The organism is Pseudomonas frederiksbergensis (assembly GCF_900105495.1).
In the GTDB taxonomy this organism is placed as follows: domain Bacteria; phylum Pseudomonadota; class Gammaproteobacteria; order Pseudomonadales; family Pseudomonadaceae; genus Aquipseudomonas; species Aquipseudomonas frederiksbergensis.
In genome coordinates this window covers 4,874,522-4,891,698 of sequence record NZ_FNTF01000002.1, presented here as the reverse complement: position 1 = coordinate 4,891,698, position 17,177 = coordinate 4,874,522, and the positions used below count along the sequence as shown (strand labels likewise).

General features: G+C 58.9%; 18 protein-coding genes and 1 pseudogene. 10 read left to right on the top strand and 9 right to left on the bottom strand.

Annotated elements, in window-relative coordinates; genetic code table 11:
• Positions 1 to 91 precede the first annotated feature (91 nt).
• The 4 genes from BLW70_RS22840 to BLW70_RS22825 all read left to right on the top strand — a co-directional run bounded on the left by BLW70_RS22840 (position 92) and on the right by BLW70_RS22825 (position 4,772).
• Positions 92 to 1,258 carry a Gfo/Idh/MocA family protein gene (locus BLW70_RS22840; RefSeq protein WP_074877841.1) on the top strand — a complete coding sequence of 389 codons (1,167 nt, stop codon included), beginning with the start codon at positions 92 to 94 and terminating at the stop codon, positions 1,256 to 1,258.
• Complete coding sequence (locus BLW70_RS22835) at positions 1,255 to 2,358, top strand: sugar phosphate isomerase/epimerase family protein (protein WP_074877839.1); 1,104 nt, start codon at positions 1,255 to 1,257, stop codon at positions 2,356 to 2,358. The genes BLW70_RS22840 and BLW70_RS22835 overlap by 4 nt, the downstream gene beginning before the upstream one ends.
• Positions 2,359 to 2,415: 57 nt before the next feature.
• Positions 2,416 to 3,648, top strand: coding sequence for a nucleoside permease (locus tag BLW70_RS22830; RefSeq protein ID WP_074877837.1), 1,233 nt, complete (start codon positions 2,416 to 2,418; stop codon positions 3,646 to 3,648).
• A 248-nt stretch (positions 3,649 to 3,896) separates the two neighbouring features.
• Positions 3,897 to 4,772, top strand: coding sequence for an alpha/beta fold hydrolase (locus BLW70_RS22825; protein WP_074877836.1), 876 nt, complete (start codon positions 3,897 to 3,899; stop codon positions 4,770 to 4,772).
• On the opposite strand, the gene BLW70_RS22820 is transcribed toward BLW70_RS22825, so the two are convergent.
• The 4 genes from BLW70_RS22820 to pcsA all read right to left on the bottom strand — a co-directional run bounded on the left by BLW70_RS22820 (position 4,746) and on the right by pcsA (position 7,206).
• Positions 4,746 to 5,513 (bottom strand): metallophosphoesterase, encoded by a 768-nt coding sequence (locus BLW70_RS22820; protein WP_074877834.1) that lies wholly within the window; start codon positions 5,511 to 5,513, stop codon positions 4,746 to 4,748. The genes BLW70_RS22825 and BLW70_RS22820 overlap by 27 nt on opposite strands.
• A gap of 26 nt (positions 5,514 to 5,539) precedes the next feature.
• Positions 5,540 to 6,010 (bottom strand): GNAT family N-acetyltransferase, encoded by a 471-nt coding sequence (locus BLW70_RS22815; RefSeq protein ID WP_074877832.1) that lies wholly within the window; start codon positions 6,008 to 6,010, stop codon positions 5,540 to 5,542.
• A 76-nt stretch (positions 6,011 to 6,086) separates the two neighbouring features.
• Positions 6,087 to 6,473 (bottom strand): DUF488 domain-containing protein, encoded by a 387-nt coding sequence (locus tag BLW70_RS22810; protein ID WP_074877830.1) that lies wholly within the window; start codon positions 6,471 to 6,473, stop codon positions 6,087 to 6,089.
• 16 nt (positions 6,474 to 6,489) lie between these two features.
• Complete coding sequence (pcsA, locus tag BLW70_RS22805; protein WP_074877828.1) at positions 6,490 to 7,206, bottom strand: phosphatidylcholine synthase; 717 nt, start codon at positions 7,204 to 7,206, stop codon at positions 6,490 to 6,492.
• 249 nt (positions 7,207 to 7,455) lie between these two features.
• On the opposite strand from pcsA, the gene BLW70_RS22800 reads away from it, so the two are divergent.
• A complete protein-coding gene (locus BLW70_RS22800) occupies positions 7,456 to 8,172 on the top strand; it encodes a tellurite resistance TerB family protein (protein ID WP_074877826.1) in 717 nt (238 codons plus the stop codon).
• A gap of 114 nt (positions 8,173 to 8,286) precedes the next feature.
• Here BLW70_RS22800 and BLW70_RS22795 read toward each other — a convergent pair whose 3' ends face one another.
• Positions 8,287 to 8,739, bottom strand: coding sequence for a cupin domain-containing protein (locus BLW70_RS22795; RefSeq protein WP_074877824.1), 453 nt, complete (start codon positions 8,737 to 8,739; stop codon positions 8,287 to 8,289).
• A 194-nt stretch (positions 8,740 to 8,933) separates the two neighbouring features.
• Between BLW70_RS22795 and BLW70_RS22790 the strand changes: the two genes are divergently transcribed.
• The 3 genes from BLW70_RS22790 to ligD are packed head-to-tail and all read left to right on the top strand — an operon-like array spanning position 8,934 to position 13,913.
• Positions 8,934 to 10,319, top strand: a complete 1,386-nt coding sequence (locus tag BLW70_RS22790; protein ID WP_074877822.1) for an iron-containing redox enzyme family protein — start codon at positions 8,934 to 8,936, stop codon at positions 10,317 to 10,319.
• A 10-nt stretch (positions 10,320 to 10,329) separates the two neighbouring features.
• Complete coding sequence (locus tag BLW70_RS22785) at positions 10,330 to 11,325, top strand: methyltransferase (protein WP_074877819.1); 996 nt, start codon at positions 10,330 to 10,332, stop codon at positions 11,323 to 11,325.
• A complete protein-coding gene (ligD, locus tag BLW70_RS22780; RefSeq protein WP_074877817.1) occupies positions 11,322 to 13,913 on the top strand; it encodes a DNA ligase D in 2,592 nt (863 codons plus the stop codon). Before BLW70_RS22785 ends, ligD begins: the two co-directional genes overlap by 4 nt.
• Positions 13,914 to 13,999: 86 nt before the next feature.
• On the opposite strand, the gene BLW70_RS22775 is transcribed toward ligD, so the two are convergent.
• The 4 genes and pseudogenes from BLW70_RS22775 to BLW70_RS22760 form a co-directional block, all read right to left on the bottom strand.
• Complete coding sequence (locus BLW70_RS22775; RefSeq protein WP_074877815.1) at positions 14,000 to 14,674, bottom strand: DUF3313 domain-containing protein; 675 nt, start codon at positions 14,672 to 14,674, stop codon at positions 14,000 to 14,002.
• Positions 14,675 to 14,721: 47 nt separating this feature from the next.
• Positions 14,722 to 14,952, bottom strand: a pseudogene (locus tag BLW70_RS31195) (transporter); the annotation flags it as partial.
• A 200-nt stretch (positions 14,953 to 15,152) separates the two neighbouring features.
• Positions 15,153 to 15,434, bottom strand: coding sequence for a DUF3303 domain-containing protein (locus BLW70_RS22765; RefSeq protein WP_074877814.1), 282 nt, complete (start codon positions 15,432 to 15,434; stop codon positions 15,153 to 15,155).
• 229 nt (positions 15,435 to 15,663) lie between these two features.
• Complete coding sequence (locus BLW70_RS22760) at positions 15,664 to 16,065, bottom strand: hypothetical protein (protein ID WP_074877812.1); 402 nt, start codon at positions 16,063 to 16,065, stop codon at positions 15,664 to 15,666.
• 151 nt (positions 16,066 to 16,216) lie between these two features.
• On the opposite strand from BLW70_RS22760, the gene BLW70_RS22755 reads away from it, so the two are divergent.
• Both BLW70_RS22755 and BLW70_RS22750 read left to right on the top strand, forming a co-directional pair.
• Positions 16,217 to 16,609, top strand: a complete 393-nt coding sequence (locus BLW70_RS22755) for a GFA family protein (protein WP_074877810.1) — start codon at positions 16,217 to 16,219, stop codon at positions 16,607 to 16,609.
• 146 nt (positions 16,610 to 16,755) lie between these two features.
• Positions 16,756 to 17,136: a RidA family protein gene (locus BLW70_RS22750; protein WP_074877808.1), complete on the top strand. Its 381-nt coding sequence runs from the start codon at positions 16,756 to 16,758 to the stop codon at positions 17,134 to 17,136.
• Positions 17,137 to 17,177 lie beyond the last annotated feature (41 nt).

Here is a 17,177-nt window from a genome sequence, read left to right as displayed (position 1 = left end):
CTGCTTCGCAGTCGAACGCAGCCTCGCAGGTTCGGCAGCTGCTACGGGGGGCCAAAAAGATGTGTAGTGCCTCAAACAGAGAAAAGTCGCGATGAACGTTCCAGTGGCAAAAATAAGAATGGGCTTTGTCGGAGGCGGCGAGGGTGCCTTCATTGGCAAGGCTCATCGTCAGGCCGCCGGGCTCGATGGTCGTTTTGAATTGGTGTGCGGTGTGTTCAGCCGAGACGCCCGCAACAACCAGGCTACAGGCGCGGCGCTGGGATTGTCCGCTTCGCGCTGCTACAGCGACTGGCAGCAGATGCTCGATGCCGAGGGCGCACTGCCCGCCGATCGGCGCATGGAACTGCTCGTCATCGTCACCCCTAATCACCTGCACGCGCCGATTGCCACTCGGGCGCTGAGTGCAGGGTTTCATGTGTTCAGCGAGAAACCCGCGGCGCTGAATCTGTCCGAGCTGTTACCTCTCAAGAAACTGCTGGAGAGCAGCGATCGCCTCTATGGATTGGCTCACACCTACCTCGGTTATCCGATGGTCTGGCAGGCTCGGCAAATGGTCCGCGACGGCGTGATCGGCACGGTGCGCAAGGTGATCGTCGAGTATCCCCAGGGCTGGCTCAGTCAGGATGTGGCCGGGCAGGGCAACAAGCAGGCGGGCTGGCGCGATCTGCCCGAACAGTCAGGGTTGGGCGGCTGCATTGGCGATATTGGCACCCATGCCTTTTCATTGGCCGAATTCGTCGCAGACCAACCGATCAAGCACCTGTGTGCGATGTTGAATACGCACCTTGCAAGCCGGCAACTGGACGACGACGCGGCGATGCTGTTCAAGATGGCCGACGGCGCGAGCGGTGTATTGATCGCCAGCCAGGTCTGCGCTGGCGAAGAGAATCCGTTGAAGATCCGCATCTACGGCGACAAGGGCGGGCTGGAGTGGCGTCAGGAAGAACCGTCGAGCCTGATTCATCGCGCCATCGATCAACCCTTGCGCACCCTGCGTTCCGGTGTCGGTCAACCCTGGTTGTGCGAAGCCGCGAACCGACGCATGCGTCTGCCCGCCGGACATCCCGAAGGTTATCTGGAGGCCATGGCCAACCTCTACGGCGACTTCGCCAGCGCGATCCGCAGCAACCTCAAAGGCAATGAGGCCCCCGGTGTGCCGGGCATCGAAGTGGGATTGCGCGGCATGGCTTTCATCGAAACCGTGATCGCCAACCATCGTGGCGACAACAAGTGGACCGAACTGGTCTGCCATCCATGAACCTGGAGAATTCCCCCGTGAATCCTACATCCCAACCCTCGACGGGCTTGCGTGGTCCAGGCATTTTCCTGGCGCAGTTCATGTCCGCTGAAGCACCATTCGATACGTTGGCCAATATTGCTCGTTGGGCGGCGTCCCAAGGGTACAAGGCCATTCAGTTACCCACGTTGGGCACGCAATACATCGACCTGGCGCGCGCCGCCGACAGTCAGGATTATTGCGACGAATTGAAAGCCACCTGTGCTCAGGCGGGCGTCGAAATCAGTGAGCTGTCGACGCACTTGCAAGGCCAACTGGTCGCGGTGCATCCGGCGTTCGATGCCTTGTTCGATGACTTTGCGCCGGCGCATGTGCGCGGTCAGCCGCAGGCGCGGACCGAATGGGCCATCGACCAATTGAAGCTGGCGGCCCGCGCCAGTCAGCGGTTGGGATTGAAGGCCCATGCAACCTTTTCCGGCGCGTTGCTCTGGCCGTATCTCTACCCTTGGCCGCAGCGGCCGAGCGGTTTGGTCGAACAGGGTTTTGCAGAACTGGCCAAGCGCTGGTTGCCGATCCTCGAGTGTTTCGAAGAGGCCGGCGTCGACCTGTGCTACGAGATCCACCCCGGCGAAGACCTGCACGACGGCGCCTCGTTTGAGCGTTTCCTGGAGGCGGTCGATCATCATCCACGCGCCGCCATTCTGTATGACCCCAGTCATCTGCTGCTGCAGCAAATGGACTACCTGGGGTTCATCGATCGCTACCACGACCGCATCCGCATGTTCCACGTCAAGGACGCCGAGTTCCGGCCCGATGCCCGTTCGGGGGTCTACGGCGGCTATCAGGCATGGGTCGACCGACCTGGCCGCTTCCGTTCTCTGGGCGATGGCCAGATCGATTTCAAATCGATCTTCAGCAAACTGACCCAATACGACTTTGCCGGTTGGGCCGTGCTGGAGTGGGAGTGTTGCTTGAAGGATTCGGCACAGGGGGCCGCGCAAGGAGCGGCGTTCATCGAGCAGCACATGATTACCAAGACACAAAAGGCCTTCGACGACTTCGCCAGCGTGACGTCCGACGAAGGTTTCAATCGCCGCCTGCTGGGTTTGCCCGCTGCCTGAATAAAACGCTGTTCGTTGCTCTTCTCCAAAAACAAAAACAATAAGTCGGTGACTGTTATGACCCTGATGACCGCGCGATTAAGCGCCATGATGTTCCTGCAATTCTTTATCTGGGGTGGATGGTTCGTCACCCTCGGTACCTTCCTCGCCAGTGATCTGGGCGCCAGCGGCGGGCAGATCGGCATGGCGTTCTCGACCCAGTCCTGGGGTGCGATCATCGCGCCGTTTGTGATCGGTTTGATCGCTGACCGTTTCTTCAATGCCGAACGCATCCTCGCCGTGCTGCACCTGGTAGGCGCGGTATTGCTGTATCAGCTTTATCGAGCGCCGGATTTCAGCACGTTTTATCCGTTCGTACTGGCCTACATGATGATCTACATGCCGACCCTGGCATTGGTCAATTCGGTCGCGTTCCGGCAGATGAGCGACCCGGCCCTGGAGTTTTCGCGCATCCGCGTGTGGGGCACCGTTGGTTGGATTGTGGCCGGTGTGGTGATCAGTTTTGTGTTTGCCTGGGACTCTCAAGCCGCGATTTCAACAGGCGGGTTGCGCAATACCTTTCTGATGTCGGCGATGGCGTCTCTGGTGCTGGGCCTTTACAGCTTCACCTTGCCGCGCACTGCACCTCTGAAGCCAGAGTCCGGCAGCGGCGGCCTCAAGCAAATGCTCGGGCTGGATGCCTTGGGCTTGCTCAAGGACCGCAGCTACCTGGTGTTCTTCATTGCTTCCATTTTGATCTGCATTCCACTGGCGTTTTATTACCAGAATGCCAATCCGTTCCTGGCGGACATCGGCATGACCAACCCCACCGCGAAAATGGCCATCGGTCAGGTCTCGGAAGTGCTGTTCATGCTGCTCCTGCCGCTGTTCATTCAGCGCTTCGGCATCAAAATCGCGCTCCTGGTGGGAATGCTGGCGTGGGCCTTGCGCTACCTGTTGTTCGCCTACGGTAACAATGGCGACCTGGCCTTTATGCTGTTCACCGGTATCGCCCTACACGGCATCTGCTACGACTTCTTCTTCGTCTCGGGCCAGATCTACACCGATGCCAAAGCGTCGGAACACTTCAGAAGCTCCGCCCAGGGCCTGATTACCCTGGCGACCTACGGCCTGGGCATGCTGATCGGCTTCTGGGTTGCAGGGCAGGTGACCGATCATTACGCGTTGGCGGGCAGCCATGACTGGAAAAGCATCTGGCTGTTCCCGGCCGGGTTCGCGTTGGCAGTATTTTTCTGTTTTTCGTTGGCGTTCAAGGGGCGGCAAACGGCAGTCGTGCAATCGACCATCTAGCGATTGATGACAGCCACTGCCTTTCGAAAACAGATCGAAAAAAACAGCCGAAGCCTTTAGGGACTTCGGCTTTTTTTTGTCCAGTGCCGGCGCGACGGCATCCGAACTAACGCGTCTGGGTTCTTGCAGACGGGGAAATCCCTGCTTAACTCTGAATCAGTGGTCAGTCTGTGACTATGTAGTCACGGAGGCCGTACGGGCACCGTCATGCTGTGCGCTTAGCTCAAATTGGTACAAGGAAAAGTTACATGATGCCGAAAACTGCCATCGTCGAGATCTGCGGGAAGTACAAGGTTCATACCGAGCACTATCTCAACACAGCCGCTAACAAGACCATCATTCTGGTCAACGGCTCACTGGCAACAACAGCATCCTTTGCCCAAACGGTGCGTTACCTGCAACCACGATTCAACGTGGTCCTTTACGACCAGCCCTACGCCGGTCAGTCGAAGCAACACAACCTCCACGGCGAACCGATCCGAAAGGAAGACGAGGCAGCGATACTGCTGGAGTTGATCGAACACTTTTGTGCACACCATGTGCTGTCCTTTTCCTGGGGCGGTGCGGCGACCTTGCTGGCGCTGGCCCAGCAGCCGCGACGTATCGAGAAAGCGGTGATCGGTTCATTCGCAGCACGGGTCAATGCGCCGATGCGCGATTACCTGGAGCGCGGCCTGAACCATCTCCAGGCGTGTGACCGCCTCAATGTCAGTCGCTTGATCAACAGCACGATCGGCAAGCACCTGCCATCACTGTTCAAACGCTTTAATGACCGCCATGTCAGCAGCCTGGCCGAGCACGAGTACCGGCAGATGCATTTCCACGTCAATGAGGTGCTGACTCAAAACACTCATTGCTATGTCGCCTGTGCCAATGCCATTGAAATCCCGCTGCTGTTTGTCAACGGCGAATGGGATGAGTACACCTCGGTAGAAGACGCCCGGATTTTTGCTGATCACGCCCCTCAGGCCAGCTTTTACACCATCAGGAACACCGGGCATTTCCTCGATATGGAACACCCGGCGGCGTTGCATGACACCCGGCAGGCCTTGCTCGGCTTTCTCGATCCGGCGTGCAGGAAGCAGGGCCGTGTTGCCTCAGACATCCAGGTCAATTACGTATGAATCATTGAATTGCGGGTTTTCATTAACGCCATTTTTTGCATAACCCCGGGGATTGCAAATGACCCGGGTTTTGCCCACCGCATAGTCAAAGCTTCCATGGGTATGGCCATGCAGCCAAAGCGCCGGCTGCCAGACGTTGATCCGTTCTTCGAGGTCTGAAACAAAACTCGCGTTGATCGGTGAATTCTCGAATAGCGGGCTTATGCTCAACCGTGTCGGTGCGAAATGCGAAACCACCACCGTGGGCGTCGTTCTGTCGCGGGTGAAGCAGTCTTCCAGCCAGGCGACTGTCTGCAAAAAAACCAGTTGTGAAACTGCCGGAGTGAACAGGTCTGGAAAATCGGGCGAGATTTTTATGTGGGTGTAGTCCCGCATAAGCTTCGTAGCCAGATCAACACCCCGTGCCCGATCTTCTGCAGAATCGAAAAGACGATAGTCGGACCAAAGGGTGCAACCCAAAAACCGCACGCCGTCGTGGACATGCTCCGAACGTTCCAATACGTGGATCCGTGTCCCTTGCGACAACCTGTTCAACTGTTCGTAGGTAGAAATCAGGTCACTGCCATAAAACTCGTGATTCCCAGCCACGTACACGATCGGAAGAGGGCACGATTTGGCCCACTCAATGGCCGCAGCCGGACGGGAAATGTCTCCGGCGAGAACGACAATGTCAGCATCCACATCGGGAAAAGGTAACGCGTTGACGGACAAATGGATGTCTGACAGCAAGGCGATGCGCATCGATCGACTCCTACTTGATTTGAATGTCAGCCCCGTTGAACTGACGTCGGCAAACGCCGCTCCATGATGATCGTACGCTCGGCCCCGTGAAACTCGTCGCGGATTTTTCGATAACCCAGCTTGAAGTAAAAGGTTTCGGCGGTGATGGAAGAGGGGACGCGCAGTACCTCGATATTTGCGGCTTGGGCGACCGATTGAAGGGTCGCCATCAACTGCCTGCCGAGTCCGCGGCCCTGATGGTCTGGGTCTACGAATACGCTGCGTACAACGTCTTGATCAAGACTGGCCGTGGCGACTACACGCTTATCGTGGGTGGCGACAAAGACCTGGCGTTGGTTTAACAGGGCGAGGATGGCCTCGGGAGAAAAGCTTTTCTCTACCTGGGTGATGACGTCGGGCGGGTAGTCCCGAGCATTGGACTGGCGCAGTGATTGAATGATGATCTGGCTGATGGCTGCCGCATCGTCAGGGGTAGCGAGTCGAATCTGGTTATTCATTTGAAGACCCCAATCCTTGTGTCTTTGCCAAAATCCTAAGTCGATCTTGAACGGTCAATGTCGCCGTAGCGAGCGACTAGTTGAGCTGAGCACCTCGCGCCTCTAACAACTCCCGCAATACCGAACGATGGCAATGCGCTTCCTCTTCGCAATAACAGCCAATGGCCAGTGACGTTTGATGGGACAACGCCGCCAGCAAATCGAGCAACTGACTGGGCGCTGGGTGGTTCATTTCGCTCTTGAACTTGCGCTTGAACACTTCCCACGCCTTGTCGTCTTCCGCCGCTTTGGCTTCTGCGACCAGCTCGGCGCTGGGAGACAGCAACGGCTGCCATACGTCATAAAAATCACGGCTGGCGAACTCGGCTTTCGGCACGCCACGCGGCGGACGCCGCACCGTGCCCAGGCGCAGGCCTTCATTGGCTGCGCGCGGTGAACCGAGGCGCACGATATGGATGGGCATGCTCTACCTTCCTTTATTACCGCGAGCTTTCGAACCACTCCAGCGCCGTGCGCCAGATGCAAATCCCCAGGAAGTAAGCCGACATCAGCAGCCAAAGCCCCATTACCAGCGGGTTGATCACTGGATGGTTGACCACCAGCGACAAGCTGCACAGCAGCCAGATCGCCGTCACGGCAATGTTGATCGGCATGAACTTGCGCACGCGGAACGGGTGGAGGAACTTCATCCGGGTCACGGTCAACAGCGCCAGGCCGATGATCGCGAGAAAAGTGATCCACGGCGGCGGAGCGATGATGTACAGGCACAGGGCAACCACGTTCCAGGCGGCGGGGAAGCCCTGGAAGTAGTTGTCTTTGCTCTTCATGTTGACGTTGCAGAAACAAAACAGCGACGAGACCAGAATCAGCGAGACGGACAGCAGCAGCGTGTAGTCCGGCAAGGGGATGTAACGATAAATGAACAGGGCGGGGATAAACACGTACGTCAGGTAGTCGATGACCAGATCGAGGATCGAGCCATCGAAACTTGGCAATACCGACTGGACATTGACCTTGCGTGCCAACGCGCCATCCAGCCCATCGACGATCAGGGCGACGCCCAGCCACAGCAGGCAGTTTGTCGCCTGGTTTTCCAGCAGGGCGAGGGTTGCGAGGAAGGCAGTGACCACGCCGGTGGCGGTAAAGCCATGGGCGCCCCATGCTTTGAGCCTGGCGATGTGTAGGGTCGATATCACGGGAGTATTCTCCAGAAAGTGAAGCAAGCCTGTTATCACCCCTTCAATCGGGGGTGTCGGCAAACCAAGTCAGGTTGCATGTATCGACCGGGTATCCGGGGATAAGGTTCACCATCTGTAAATCTTAGCTGGGCTGAAAAAAAATACCCCGGATCAATTCGGGGGTAATAAAGCCAAACGGTGGTGGCGCATTCGTCGGCGAGGACTATCGTTGCCTGACTGGATCACCCCAACTGATGAGGACATCTCATGAACACCAGCGATCTGCTCGAACAACTACTGCGGGCCGGTCAAGGCTCAATGTCGCAACAGGGTGGCGGTGGCGCGTCGGCCCAAGGTGGTCTCGGTGGGTTGCTCGGCGGCCTGTTGGGCGGCAGTGCCGGGTCAAGCGCCGGGGGCGGTGGCCTGGGTGGTTTGCTCGGTGGTCTGCTGGGCGGTGGCTCAACCATGGGTGGTTCGACCCGGACCCGCTCGGGTGGCGGCACTAACTACGCGGCACTGGCTTCGCTCGGAATGATGGCATTCCAGGCTTATCAAGCCTGGCAACGCAGCCAGGCCTCGGCGCCGCAACCGGCACCGCGCACTGTCGACCTGTTGTCCGGCCCGGAAGTCGAGGACCACAGCCATGCGATTCTTCGGGCATTGATTGCGGCGGCGAAGGCCGATGGCCGGATTGATGCCGCCGAGAAGCAGATGATCAGCACCGAGATCGGCCGCCACACCGATGATCCAGAGCTCCAGCAATGGCTGGATGACGAAGTCGCGCGGCCGCTGGACGCCGCCGATGTGGCGCAGTCGGCTACGGATTCCGGCATGGCGGCGGAAATGTACCTGGCCAGTGTGATGCTGGTGGACGACCAACAGGACGCCGAACGTCGCTATCTGGATGAACTGGCTGCGGCGCTGAACATCGATCCGGACCTGCAAGTGCATCTGGAGCAACAGGCCAAAGGTGGCGTGGCCTGATGATCGTTTCTGCGCTTTGCGTCACCAAGTTGCCGGGTAAGGCTCTGGCATCGTGGATGGAACGCGGAGCGTCCCGAGAGGCGTTCCCACGCGGAGCGTGGGAACGATCAACGCCTACGAGGTCATGGGGGCTTTCGGCACCAAAAACGTAACGCCGAAGCGCTCGGCGATTGCCAATATCTGCGGCAAATCCTGCGGCACTTTGAGCTGATCCAGTGCGGCAAAGAACTCGCCACCACGCGGATCAGACACTACGCCGATCATCTTAGCCGTCGCACTGATGTTCTTGTAGGCATGAATAGTCCCAGCGGGAATATGCACATACCCCCCGGGGGAAAGTGTGGTGGCCTTGCCCGCAACGGTCACTTCCACCTGCCCGTCGATGACGTAGAACGCTTCGTCCCATGGATGAAAGTGCGCGGGCGGCCCACCGCCTTGCACGCCTTCCTGGATATGCATTTCAAAAGGTTTGCTCAGATCCCCGCCCGCAAGAATGGTGATGGCCTCACCCACGACACTGACCGGGTCGGGTTTTTTGTCGGACTCGATGACATGAATCGTTCGCATGATTGCTCTCCGAAGGATGAGACCACACCCGCTGAGTATATTCACTCGATCCGGTACCGGGTGCCGTGCCACAAGCCCGTCTGTCCGGGCGATTCCCACGCTGATGGAATTTTCTTCCGGGGGTGTCGCTCTGCTGATGTAGAGACGTGCTGATTGAGCGTCCTGCCACTGGCCTCAGACCGAGAGATACGCCCATGACTGCCCTGACACGACTTGAATCCCAGCCGGCCCCCGAGCGCGCGATCCTGACCGCCGGCAGCCTGAAACGTATCTACGAACAGTTATTGCTGAGCGACGATATCGAACACCAGCGCGCACTCGGAAAAACCTTCCTGGAGGCGCAACTTGCGCAAGCCGCAGACCTGCCCGAGGACATGCCGCGAGACCTGTCGGCACTGCAAACCTTTGTCGAACAGCACTGCGCCGATGTAGCACGCCAATACGCCGATTACCTGCAACAGCGCAAGGACGGCGGACCGCGGCAGTTCTTTACCAACAAGGCGCACGCGTTGTATTTCCTGCAAGCCGTTGCCCCGACCAAACTGGTGGACGGCGCGTGGCTGTATGGACTGCTGCGGCACTGGCATGACCCGCGTTTCGAAGGGCTGATTTGCACCTATCTGGAAGAGTTGGGGGAGGGCAACCCGGCGCGAAATCATGTGGTGATATACCGCAAGCTGCTCGCCGAACAGGGCTTGCTGGACAATCCGTTCATCCCGGACGAGCGTTACTTGCAAGGTGCGGTGCAATTGGCGCTGGGTTATTGCAGCGACGATTTTTTGCCGGAAGTGATCGGCTACAACCTCGGCTATGAACAACTGCCGCTGCACTTGCTGATCAGCGCCTATGAACTCAGTGAGCTGGGCATCGATCCGTATTACTTCACCCTGCACGTGACCATCGACAATGCCAGCACCGGCCACGCGCAAAAGGCCGTGCAGTCGGTGCTGCAATTGTTGCCGGTGGAAGCCGACCGCGAAGACTTTCTGCGCAGGGTTGCGCTGGGTTATCGGCTCAACGATCTGGGGCAGGGTAGTCGCGAGATCATCGAATCGTTCGACCTGTACGGCGAGTTGCTGAGCATGCTTGAGCGCAAGCGCCCGTTTGGTCAGCACATGCATTCCGACTATTGCCGGTTGGAAGGCCAGACCGTCAATCAATGGCTGTCGTCGCCGGAGCAGTTGCCAGGCTTTCTCAGCGCCATGGAAAACAAGGGCTGGATCAAACGTCACCAGGACCCGCAAGCGAGTCGTTTCTGGCAACTGGTCGAGGGTGACGGTGCGGCCATGTTCGGGGTGTTCAGCCCCTACGAAAAACAACTGCTGCACGACTGGATTGCCGGAGATTGGCGACCTGAGCGATCGCCCGCTGCGGTTCGACGCAGTAGCCGCGCCGCGACGGAACCACCCGTGCCCGCCAATGACCCGGATGTCCAAAGCCTGCACGCTACACTTAAAGGGCTTGCCGCCGACGAGCAAATGCAAGTCTTGATTCCGTGGTTATCCGCCCATCGGCACGCCCACCCCGCTGGCCTGCTGGCCACGCGACGGTTCATCGAACTCAAATCCGGTTTTCGATAGGGAGCCCTTCATGAATCAGGAAGAACACCTTGGCGCCGCCGATCTGGCCTTGTTGCAACTGGGGCGCCGTTTGCAGGCCGACGGTTATCGATTCATCACGCCAACGCCGCTGACCCATCAGCGGGTCAATGATCGCTCTTTCGGGCAAAGCGCCCGGACCCTGCGCGAAGTGTTCGGCTGGTCGCGGCCGTTTGAGCCTGGCCTGTTGTCGGTGGATGAGCAGCGACAGTTGCAACAGGCTGGCGTCCTCGATGAATGCAATGGTCGACTGAAAAGTCATGTGCGCTGGTCAAGCCTCGATGACCTGTTGTTCGTGCATTCGGGTTACCCCACTGATGCCGCTGACGCGGTGTTCTTCGGCCCCGACACCTACCGTTTTGCTCAGCTGATTCACGACCATCTGCAACACAGCTTCGCGCCGATCAGGCGCGCCGTGGACATCGGCTGCGGTGCGGGCGTCGGGGCGATTTTGATTGCCCGCGCACGCCGGGAAGCGGAAGTCCTGGCCGTGGACATCAACCCGTTGGCGTTACGCATGACGGCGGTCAACGTCGCCCTCGCCGAGGTGGCTAACGTCAGCATCGAGGCCAGTGACGTGCTGCAAGACGTCGACGGCCAATTCGACCTGATCGTCGCCAATCCGCCGTACATGGCCGACCCGGCCGAGCGTGCTTACCGGCATGGCGGTGGCGCGCTGGGCGCGCAATTGTCGTTGCGCATTGTCGAACAGGCCCTGTATCGGTTGACTCCCGGTGGTTCGCTGGTGCTGTACACCGGCGTGGCAATGATCGATGGCATCGATCCGTTTCTGGATGCAGTGGCGCCGCGCCTGGAGTCGCCGATGTTCGGCTGGACCTACCATGAAATCGACCCCGACGTGTTCGGTGAAGAGCTGTTGACGCCAGGCTATCAGCGGGTGGAGCGAATTGCCGTCGTCGCCCTGATTGTCACGCGTATCGGCCCAGGCATCGGGGGCACCGTGACCGCGTCAGCAGGTGCGCCATGAGCAGGAGCCTGGACGATTACAATCGCATGCGCGATTTTTCGGCAACCTCTGAACCGGCTGCCGGCAAACGTTCGGGCAAGAAAACCGCGAAAGACCATGCGTTGCAGTTCTGCATCCAAAAGCACGACGCCTCGCGCCTGCATTACGACTTTCGCCTGGAGCTCGATGGCGCGCTGAAAAGCTGGGCGGTGCCCAAAGGCCCGTCACTGGACCCCAAGGTCAAGCGCCTGGCAGTGCACGTTGAAGACCATCCGATTGATTACGCCACCTTCGAGGGCAGTATTCCCGAAGGGCATTACGGTGCCGGCGAGGTGATTGTCTGGGACCGGGGAGTCTGGATTCCTCAGGACGCCCCGGCCGAGGCATACGCCAAGGGCAAGCTCAAATTCGAGCTAAAGGGCGAGAAGCTGGGAGGGCTGTGGAACCTGGTGCGCACGCACATGCCAGGCAAGCAGGAGCAATGGTTTCTGATCAAGCATCAGGACGGCGCGGCCAGGCCCGAAAGCGATTACGACGTAGTCGCCGCTGAGCCCGACAGCGTGCTCAGTGACCGGACCATCGTTGGCAAAAAGCCGAAGACTGCTGCCAAACCCAAGCCCGTCGACAAACCTGCCAGCCCGGCGCGCAACGAAAAATCGGCACCCTTGACGGGCGCCCGCAAAGCCAAATTGCCGGAGATGCTCAAGCCGCAACTGGCGACGCTGGTCGAAAAGGCCCCAGGCGGCGAGTGGAGCTATGAGATCAAGTTCGATGGCTATCGGATCATGGCCCGCATCGACCACGACGAAGTCAAACTGTTCACCCGCAACGGCCATGACTGGACCCATAAACTGCCCAGGCAAGCCCAGGCGTTGGCGGCGCTGGGTCTCGAATCGGCCTGGCTCGACGGGGAAATGGTGGTCGCCAACGAACAGGGTGTGCCGGATTTCCAGGCCTTGCAAAACGCCTTCGACTCGGGCCGCAGCGGCAACATCCTCTACTACCTGTTCGACATGCCTTACCTCAACGGTGTGGACCTGCGCGAGGTGCCGGTCGAGGAGCGAAGGGTTGCACTGTCGACCGTGCTCAACCCCAATAAAGATCCGCTGCTGCGCTTCTCCGATTCCTTTAGCGAAGAACCGCAAGCGTTGCTCAACAGCGCCTGCCAAATGCAGATGGAAGGGCTGATCGGCAAACGCCTGGGCACGCCTTACGTGTCTCGGCGCAGCAGCGACTGGATCAAGCTCAAGTGCAAGCATCGACAGGAATTTGTGGTGGTCGGCTTCACCGACCCGAAAGGCTCGCGCAATGCCTTCGGTGCGCTGCTGCTGGGGTTGCATGACCGCGATAGCGGTGAGTTGCGTTACGCGGGGAAGGTCGGCACCGGGTTTAACGAGACGACGCTCAAGCGCATTTATGAGCAACTGAAACCGTTGCAGACGAAAAAGATCCCAGTGGTCAATCCGCCGAGCGGTTTTGACGCCAAGGGTGTGCACTGGCTCAAGCCGACACTGCTGGCGGAGGTCGCTTTTGCCGAAATGACCAAAGAAGGTTCAGTCCGTCATGCGGTGTTCCATGGTCTGCGTGACGACAAACCTGCCGAAGACATTACCGAGGAGCGTCCGAAAGCCGTGAAGACTTCAGCCGCGAAAAAGACCACTGCCGAAAAACCTTCCACCCCTGCCAAAAAGAAAGCCACGCCCGCACCCTCACAAATCGGCCTGGGCGAGGGCAAGGTGCGCATCACTCACCCCGAGCGGGTGATCGACGCCAGCAGCGGCGCCACCAAAGTGCAACTGGCGGAGTATTACGCCAGCGTCGCCGAGTGGATTTTGCCTGAACTCAAGGATCGCCCCGTGGCGTTGGTGCGTGCGCCGGACGGCATTGCCGGCGAACTGTTTTTCCAGAAGAACGCCGAGCGCCTAGCCATTCCGGGAATTACCACCCTGGACAAGGCACTCACCGGGCAACCGGTGATGATCATCAATAACGCCGAAGCCTTGATCGGCGCCGTGCAGATGAGCACTGTTGAGTTGCACACCTGGAACGCCACCTCGGACAACCTCGACAAACCCGACTGCTTCGTCCTCGACCTCGACCCGGACCCGGCGCTGCCCTGGAAAAGCATGGTCGAGGCGACTCAACTGACCCTCTCGGTGCTCGATGAACTGGGACTCAAGGCGTTTCTCAAGACCAGCGGCGGCAAGGGGATTCACCTGGTGGTGCCACTGACGCGCAAGCTGGGTTGGGATGAGGTGAAAGACTTCAGCCACGCAATCGTCAGCCATATGGCCAAGTTGCTGCCGGAGCGTTTTTCCGCTGTGTCGGGCCCAAAGAACCGGGTCGGGCGGATCTTCATCGATTACCTGCGCAATGGCCTCGGGGCCACGACCATCTGCGCTTACGCCGTGCGCGCCCGCGAAGGGCTGCCGGTGTCGGTGCCGATCTTTCGCGAAGAGGTGGGGGAGCTCAAGGGGGGCAATCAGTGGAACATCCACACAGTGCATCAACGCCTGGCCGAGGTCGGCGACGAGCCCTGGAAGGATTTGAAGAAAACCCGGCAATCGATCACCGCCGAGATGCGGCGGCGGGTCGGGATGAAAAAATAGCCACGTACATCTTGTAGGAGCACGGCTTGCCGGCGATGGCGCCCTTTAGAACGCCATCGCCGGCAAGCCGTGCTTCTAAAAAAAAGCTATTTGATAAAGGCCTGCAGGTCGCTGGTCAGCTTGTCGATTGCGACTTTGAAATCCTTGGTGGTGATCTTCTGGCTGGCGTTTTCCAGTGTGGTGCCAAAGACTTTGCGCACGACTTTGGCCACGGTCTGGTTGTTGCTGGCGTCGACGAACTCGGCCTCGATGAACAGTGTGGTGTCCTGATCGCGGTGACCACTGGCGGCGGAAACACCCCCGACGACGGCGGCAATCGGCACCACTTCATACCACTTCATGCCTTCGGTTTCGGCACTCACTCCGGTGATCGCCGCGCGCATGATCAAGGTTTTTGAACCGGCTGGCGCTGATTTCGTGCTCGATACCACCCGATATTTCTGACCCAGCACACCTTTGGCCTTACTGGTCATGTAGCTCTGCAACTCGTCCAGGGTTTGCTGGTTGACCCGCTCATTAGGCTTGGGCGCCGGGTAGAGCTCCAGCTTATTGAAAACCACGGTGTTATAGGCCTCTGGATTCCAGGACGGGCTGACCCAGCGCATGGCTGTTTCGCCGCTGGTGGTGGTGACTTGCTGCAAATTGTTGTAGTTGGACAGGAAGCCGGAATACTGCTCACGCTCGGTGACTTTCGAGGTGCAACCGCCGAGCAGCAGGCTGGTCAGCGCAACGCCAATAAACAGCTTTCGGGACAGATTCATAGTGGTGTGTGCTCCATGGATTAAGTCGTTTTTTCGGTAGCAGATCATTAGAAGCGCCAAGTCATGTTGCCGGTGACGGCTTGAATCCAGGCAGTGTCGAACTGACTAGAAGTTCGAATATACCCGACGTGAATATGGTCTCCTCCACCGGCTTATCGCCCGGCCAGACCATGGCCCAGCTGACATTCAATGCCGGTGACCTCGTTCAGAGCATAGGTGGCTCCGGCCGCAATGCGCCAGGATTCTCGCATTGGCACGGTAAAAGTCCGGTTTGCGTCTGGCGTACCCTGAGACGAGCCCCCCGACCGGCCATCCACTGGATCCCCCCGCGATGAGCGTAGGTATGAATCGTTAAATTTCCAGTTATTGGTTTTTCGACCACAGGCCTTTGTTTCCCGTGCCTGGATCGATCATAGAGAATGTATTGTTCCAACGCGGAAGGGCATGGGGCGGCGAGCCCGGCTCGCCGCCCCAACGACTATTGCTTGCCGATAGCGGCCGCCAGCAGCGGCGCTATCTGTTCATCGGTCAGTGCCGCCTGGACTTCCATGGTCATAAGGTCGCTCCATTCCAGCACCCACTTCTGAATGGTTGCCGGATCACTGGCCTCTGCCACGCCAAAACCGGATGCACCACCGATGGCGTGCCAACGTCCAAGCATCTTGACGCCAGCGGGTGGCGCACCTCCGGTCTTGAGGAAACGCTCGATCGCGTTGTTACGATTTGCCGAACTGATAGACCAACTGACTATGAATAACATTTGCCACCTCCTGCGACGGATTGGCACCTGTTGCTCTTCGCGCACCTGGTGGGTGCCGGGACCAAGGTCACGCTTGAATGTCCAGTTTCATCCCTGACTGGCTTGAAACCACTGCTCCCATGAGAAGGCATAGCAGCGGGCCAGACTCGGCGCATGACCGCTGATCCTGTTTCGCTATATGGCAACGAATTTTTCCGGTGCCTGGAGGGCGATATTCATGCCGCTGATTTCACGCATCGCGCAACAGGTCGTTGGCGTTAAGCAGCGCGTAGGCGATTTCCGGGCGCTTCTCCAGTGCGCGACGAATCGCGGCCGGGATCGACTGACGGGTTTTGCGGCATAGCCCCGGTTGTTCACCCAGGTTGATACCGATACCGCGCATGGTGCGTACTTCGTTGAAACCGGGGGCGATGTCGACGCGAATGCCCAACTGCTCATACATCCGTTGTTGCAGGCGTTCCAGATCGCTCAGGCTCTGGAGGTTTTCCAGACGTTCGATCAGGCGCTTTTCCTCTGAGCGGGTCAGAAACAGAATGCGCACGTCCGCCCCCGGTGTTTCCAGCAGCGGGTCTCGCCCGCAGTCGCAGACGCCGGGTGGGCAGGGTTGGCGGATCGGAGGCGTGGTGGTCATGGGGTCAATCATAGAGTGCTGCAATCGGGTTTGCCCATAGGGTATTTGCCGTTCTGGCGAACGGGAAACGCCGGGTCTAGGCTTAAAAGTCGGGCACAGGCAGGGTGCAATTCATCACGTTCCGACTGTTTGATTTCAGAGGAGACGCAGCATGGAGCGATTCACGGGGGGTTGCCTGTGCGGCAACGTCCGAATTGAGGCGTCGGGACTCCCGTATCGGGTTGGCCTTTGTCACTGCCTCGACTGCCGCAAGCATCATGGGGCGCTTTTTAATGCTTGCGCGATATTTCCTCAGAATGCGGTGACGATTGAAGGTGAAACACGCGACTACGGCGGGCGATTTTTCTGTCCCCGCTGCGGCTCGTCTGTTTTCGCCCGCAGCGACGACGAAATCGAAGTGAACCTGGGGTCGCTGGATGCCCCGGACCAACTGAGGCCTACCTACGAAAGCTGGATCGTGCGTCGTGAATCCTGGTTGCCGGCGTTTCCGCTCATGAGACGCTACGAGCGCGATCGTGACCCCGCTGGTCGCTTTGAGGAGTAGGTGCCGATTGATGAATCCAGGGCTTGCTACACAAGACTTGGACTCTCAATCCAGTAGATATCGCTTTCAAAACGGGGCCTTCCACACCGAGTTCCCAGCCGCTATATACTCGACAGCCTCTTTACCCTCTCAAGCAAGAGACACCCATGGCAAACCACGATCTGACCTTTCTCCCCGACCCCGATCCGCAATCCATCTCTTCCGATGTCGCCGGTTTCGGCGGCCTGCTGGTCTCCACTCAGATTCCCACCCGCGCTGACGGCAGCCTGGAACTGGGCGACATCACTTTGCAAAGCGAATGCACCCTGCAGGCGCTCAAGGTTGCGCTGGAGCACGCCGGCAGTTCCATGGACCGGGTTCTGCACCTGACCATCTACCTTACCGACATGGCCGACCGCGCCGCCTTCAACGAGGTTTACCAGCGTTTCTTCGCCAAGCCCTGGCCGGTTCGAGCCGCCGTTGGCGTGGCCTCCCTGGCGGTTGAAGGCATGCGTGTGGAAGTCACGGCGATGGCGGCCAAGGGCTGAGTCCATGGGGTTGACCGGCAGCCTCGCTCAACGAACGGGTA

What these genes read in the sequence shown, in the direction of transcription:
- BLW70_RS22840 (WP_074877841.1), top strand. Translation starts at nt 92, where the DNA reads ATGAACGTTCCAGTGGCAAAAATAAGAATGGGCTTTGTCGGAGGCGGC.
- BLW70_RS22835 (WP_074877839.1), top strand. Translation starts at nt 1,255, where the DNA reads ATGAACCTGGAGAATTCCCCCGTGAATCCTACATCCCAACCCTCGACG.
- BLW70_RS22830 (WP_074877837.1), top strand. Translation starts at nt 2,416, where the DNA reads ATGACCCTGATGACCGCGCGATTAAGCGCCATGATGTTCCTGCAATTC.
- BLW70_RS22825 (WP_074877836.1), top strand. Translation starts at nt 3,897, where the DNA reads ATGATGCCGAAAACTGCCATCGTCGAGATCTGCGGGAAGTACAAGGTT.
- BLW70_RS22820 (WP_074877834.1), bottom strand. Translation starts at nt 5,513, where the DNA reads ATGCGCATCGCCTTGCTGTCAGACATCCATTTGTCCGTCAACGCGTTA.
- BLW70_RS22815 (WP_074877832.1), bottom strand. Translation starts at nt 6,010, where the DNA reads ATGAATAACCAGATTCGACTCGCTACCCCTGACGATGCGGCAGCCATC.
- BLW70_RS22810 (WP_074877830.1), bottom strand. Translation starts at nt 6,473, where the DNA reads ATGCCCATCCATATCGTGCGCCTCGGTTCACCGCGCGCAGCCAATGAA.
- BLW70_RS22800 (WP_074877826.1), top strand. Translation starts at nt 7,456, where the DNA reads ATGAACACCAGCGATCTGCTCGAACAACTACTGCGGGCCGGTCAAGGC.
- BLW70_RS22795 (WP_074877824.1), bottom strand. Translation starts at nt 8,739, where the DNA reads ATGCGAACGATTCATGTCATCGAGTCCGACAAAAAACCCGACCCGGTC.
- BLW70_RS22790 (WP_074877822.1), top strand. Translation starts at nt 8,934, where the DNA reads ATGACTGCCCTGACACGACTTGAATCCCAGCCGGCCCCCGAGCGCGCG.
- BLW70_RS22785 (WP_074877819.1), top strand. Translation starts at nt 10,330, where the DNA reads ATGAATCAGGAAGAACACCTTGGCGCCGCCGATCTGGCCTTGTTGCAA.
- ligD (WP_074877817.1), top strand. Translation starts at nt 11,322, where the DNA reads ATGAGCAGGAGCCTGGACGATTACAATCGCATGCGCGATTTTTCGGCA.
- BLW70_RS22775 (WP_074877815.1), bottom strand. Translation starts at nt 14,674, where the DNA reads ATGAATCTGTCCCGAAAGCTGTTTATTGGCGTTGCGCTGACCAGCCTG.
- BLW70_RS22765 (WP_074877814.1), bottom strand. Translation starts at nt 15,434, where the DNA reads ATGTTATTCATAGTCAGTTGGTCTATCAGTTCGGCAAATCGTAACAAC.
- BLW70_RS22760 (WP_074877812.1), bottom strand. Translation starts at nt 16,065, where the DNA reads ATGACCACCACGCCTCCGATCCGCCAACCCTGCCCACCCGGCGTCTGC.
- BLW70_RS22755 (WP_074877810.1), top strand. Translation starts at nt 16,217, where the DNA reads ATGGAGCGATTCACGGGGGGTTGCCTGTGCGGCAACGTCCGAATTGAG.
- BLW70_RS22750 (WP_074877808.1), top strand. Translation starts at nt 16,756, where the DNA reads ATGGCAAACCACGATCTGACCTTTCTCCCCGACCCCGATCCGCAATCC.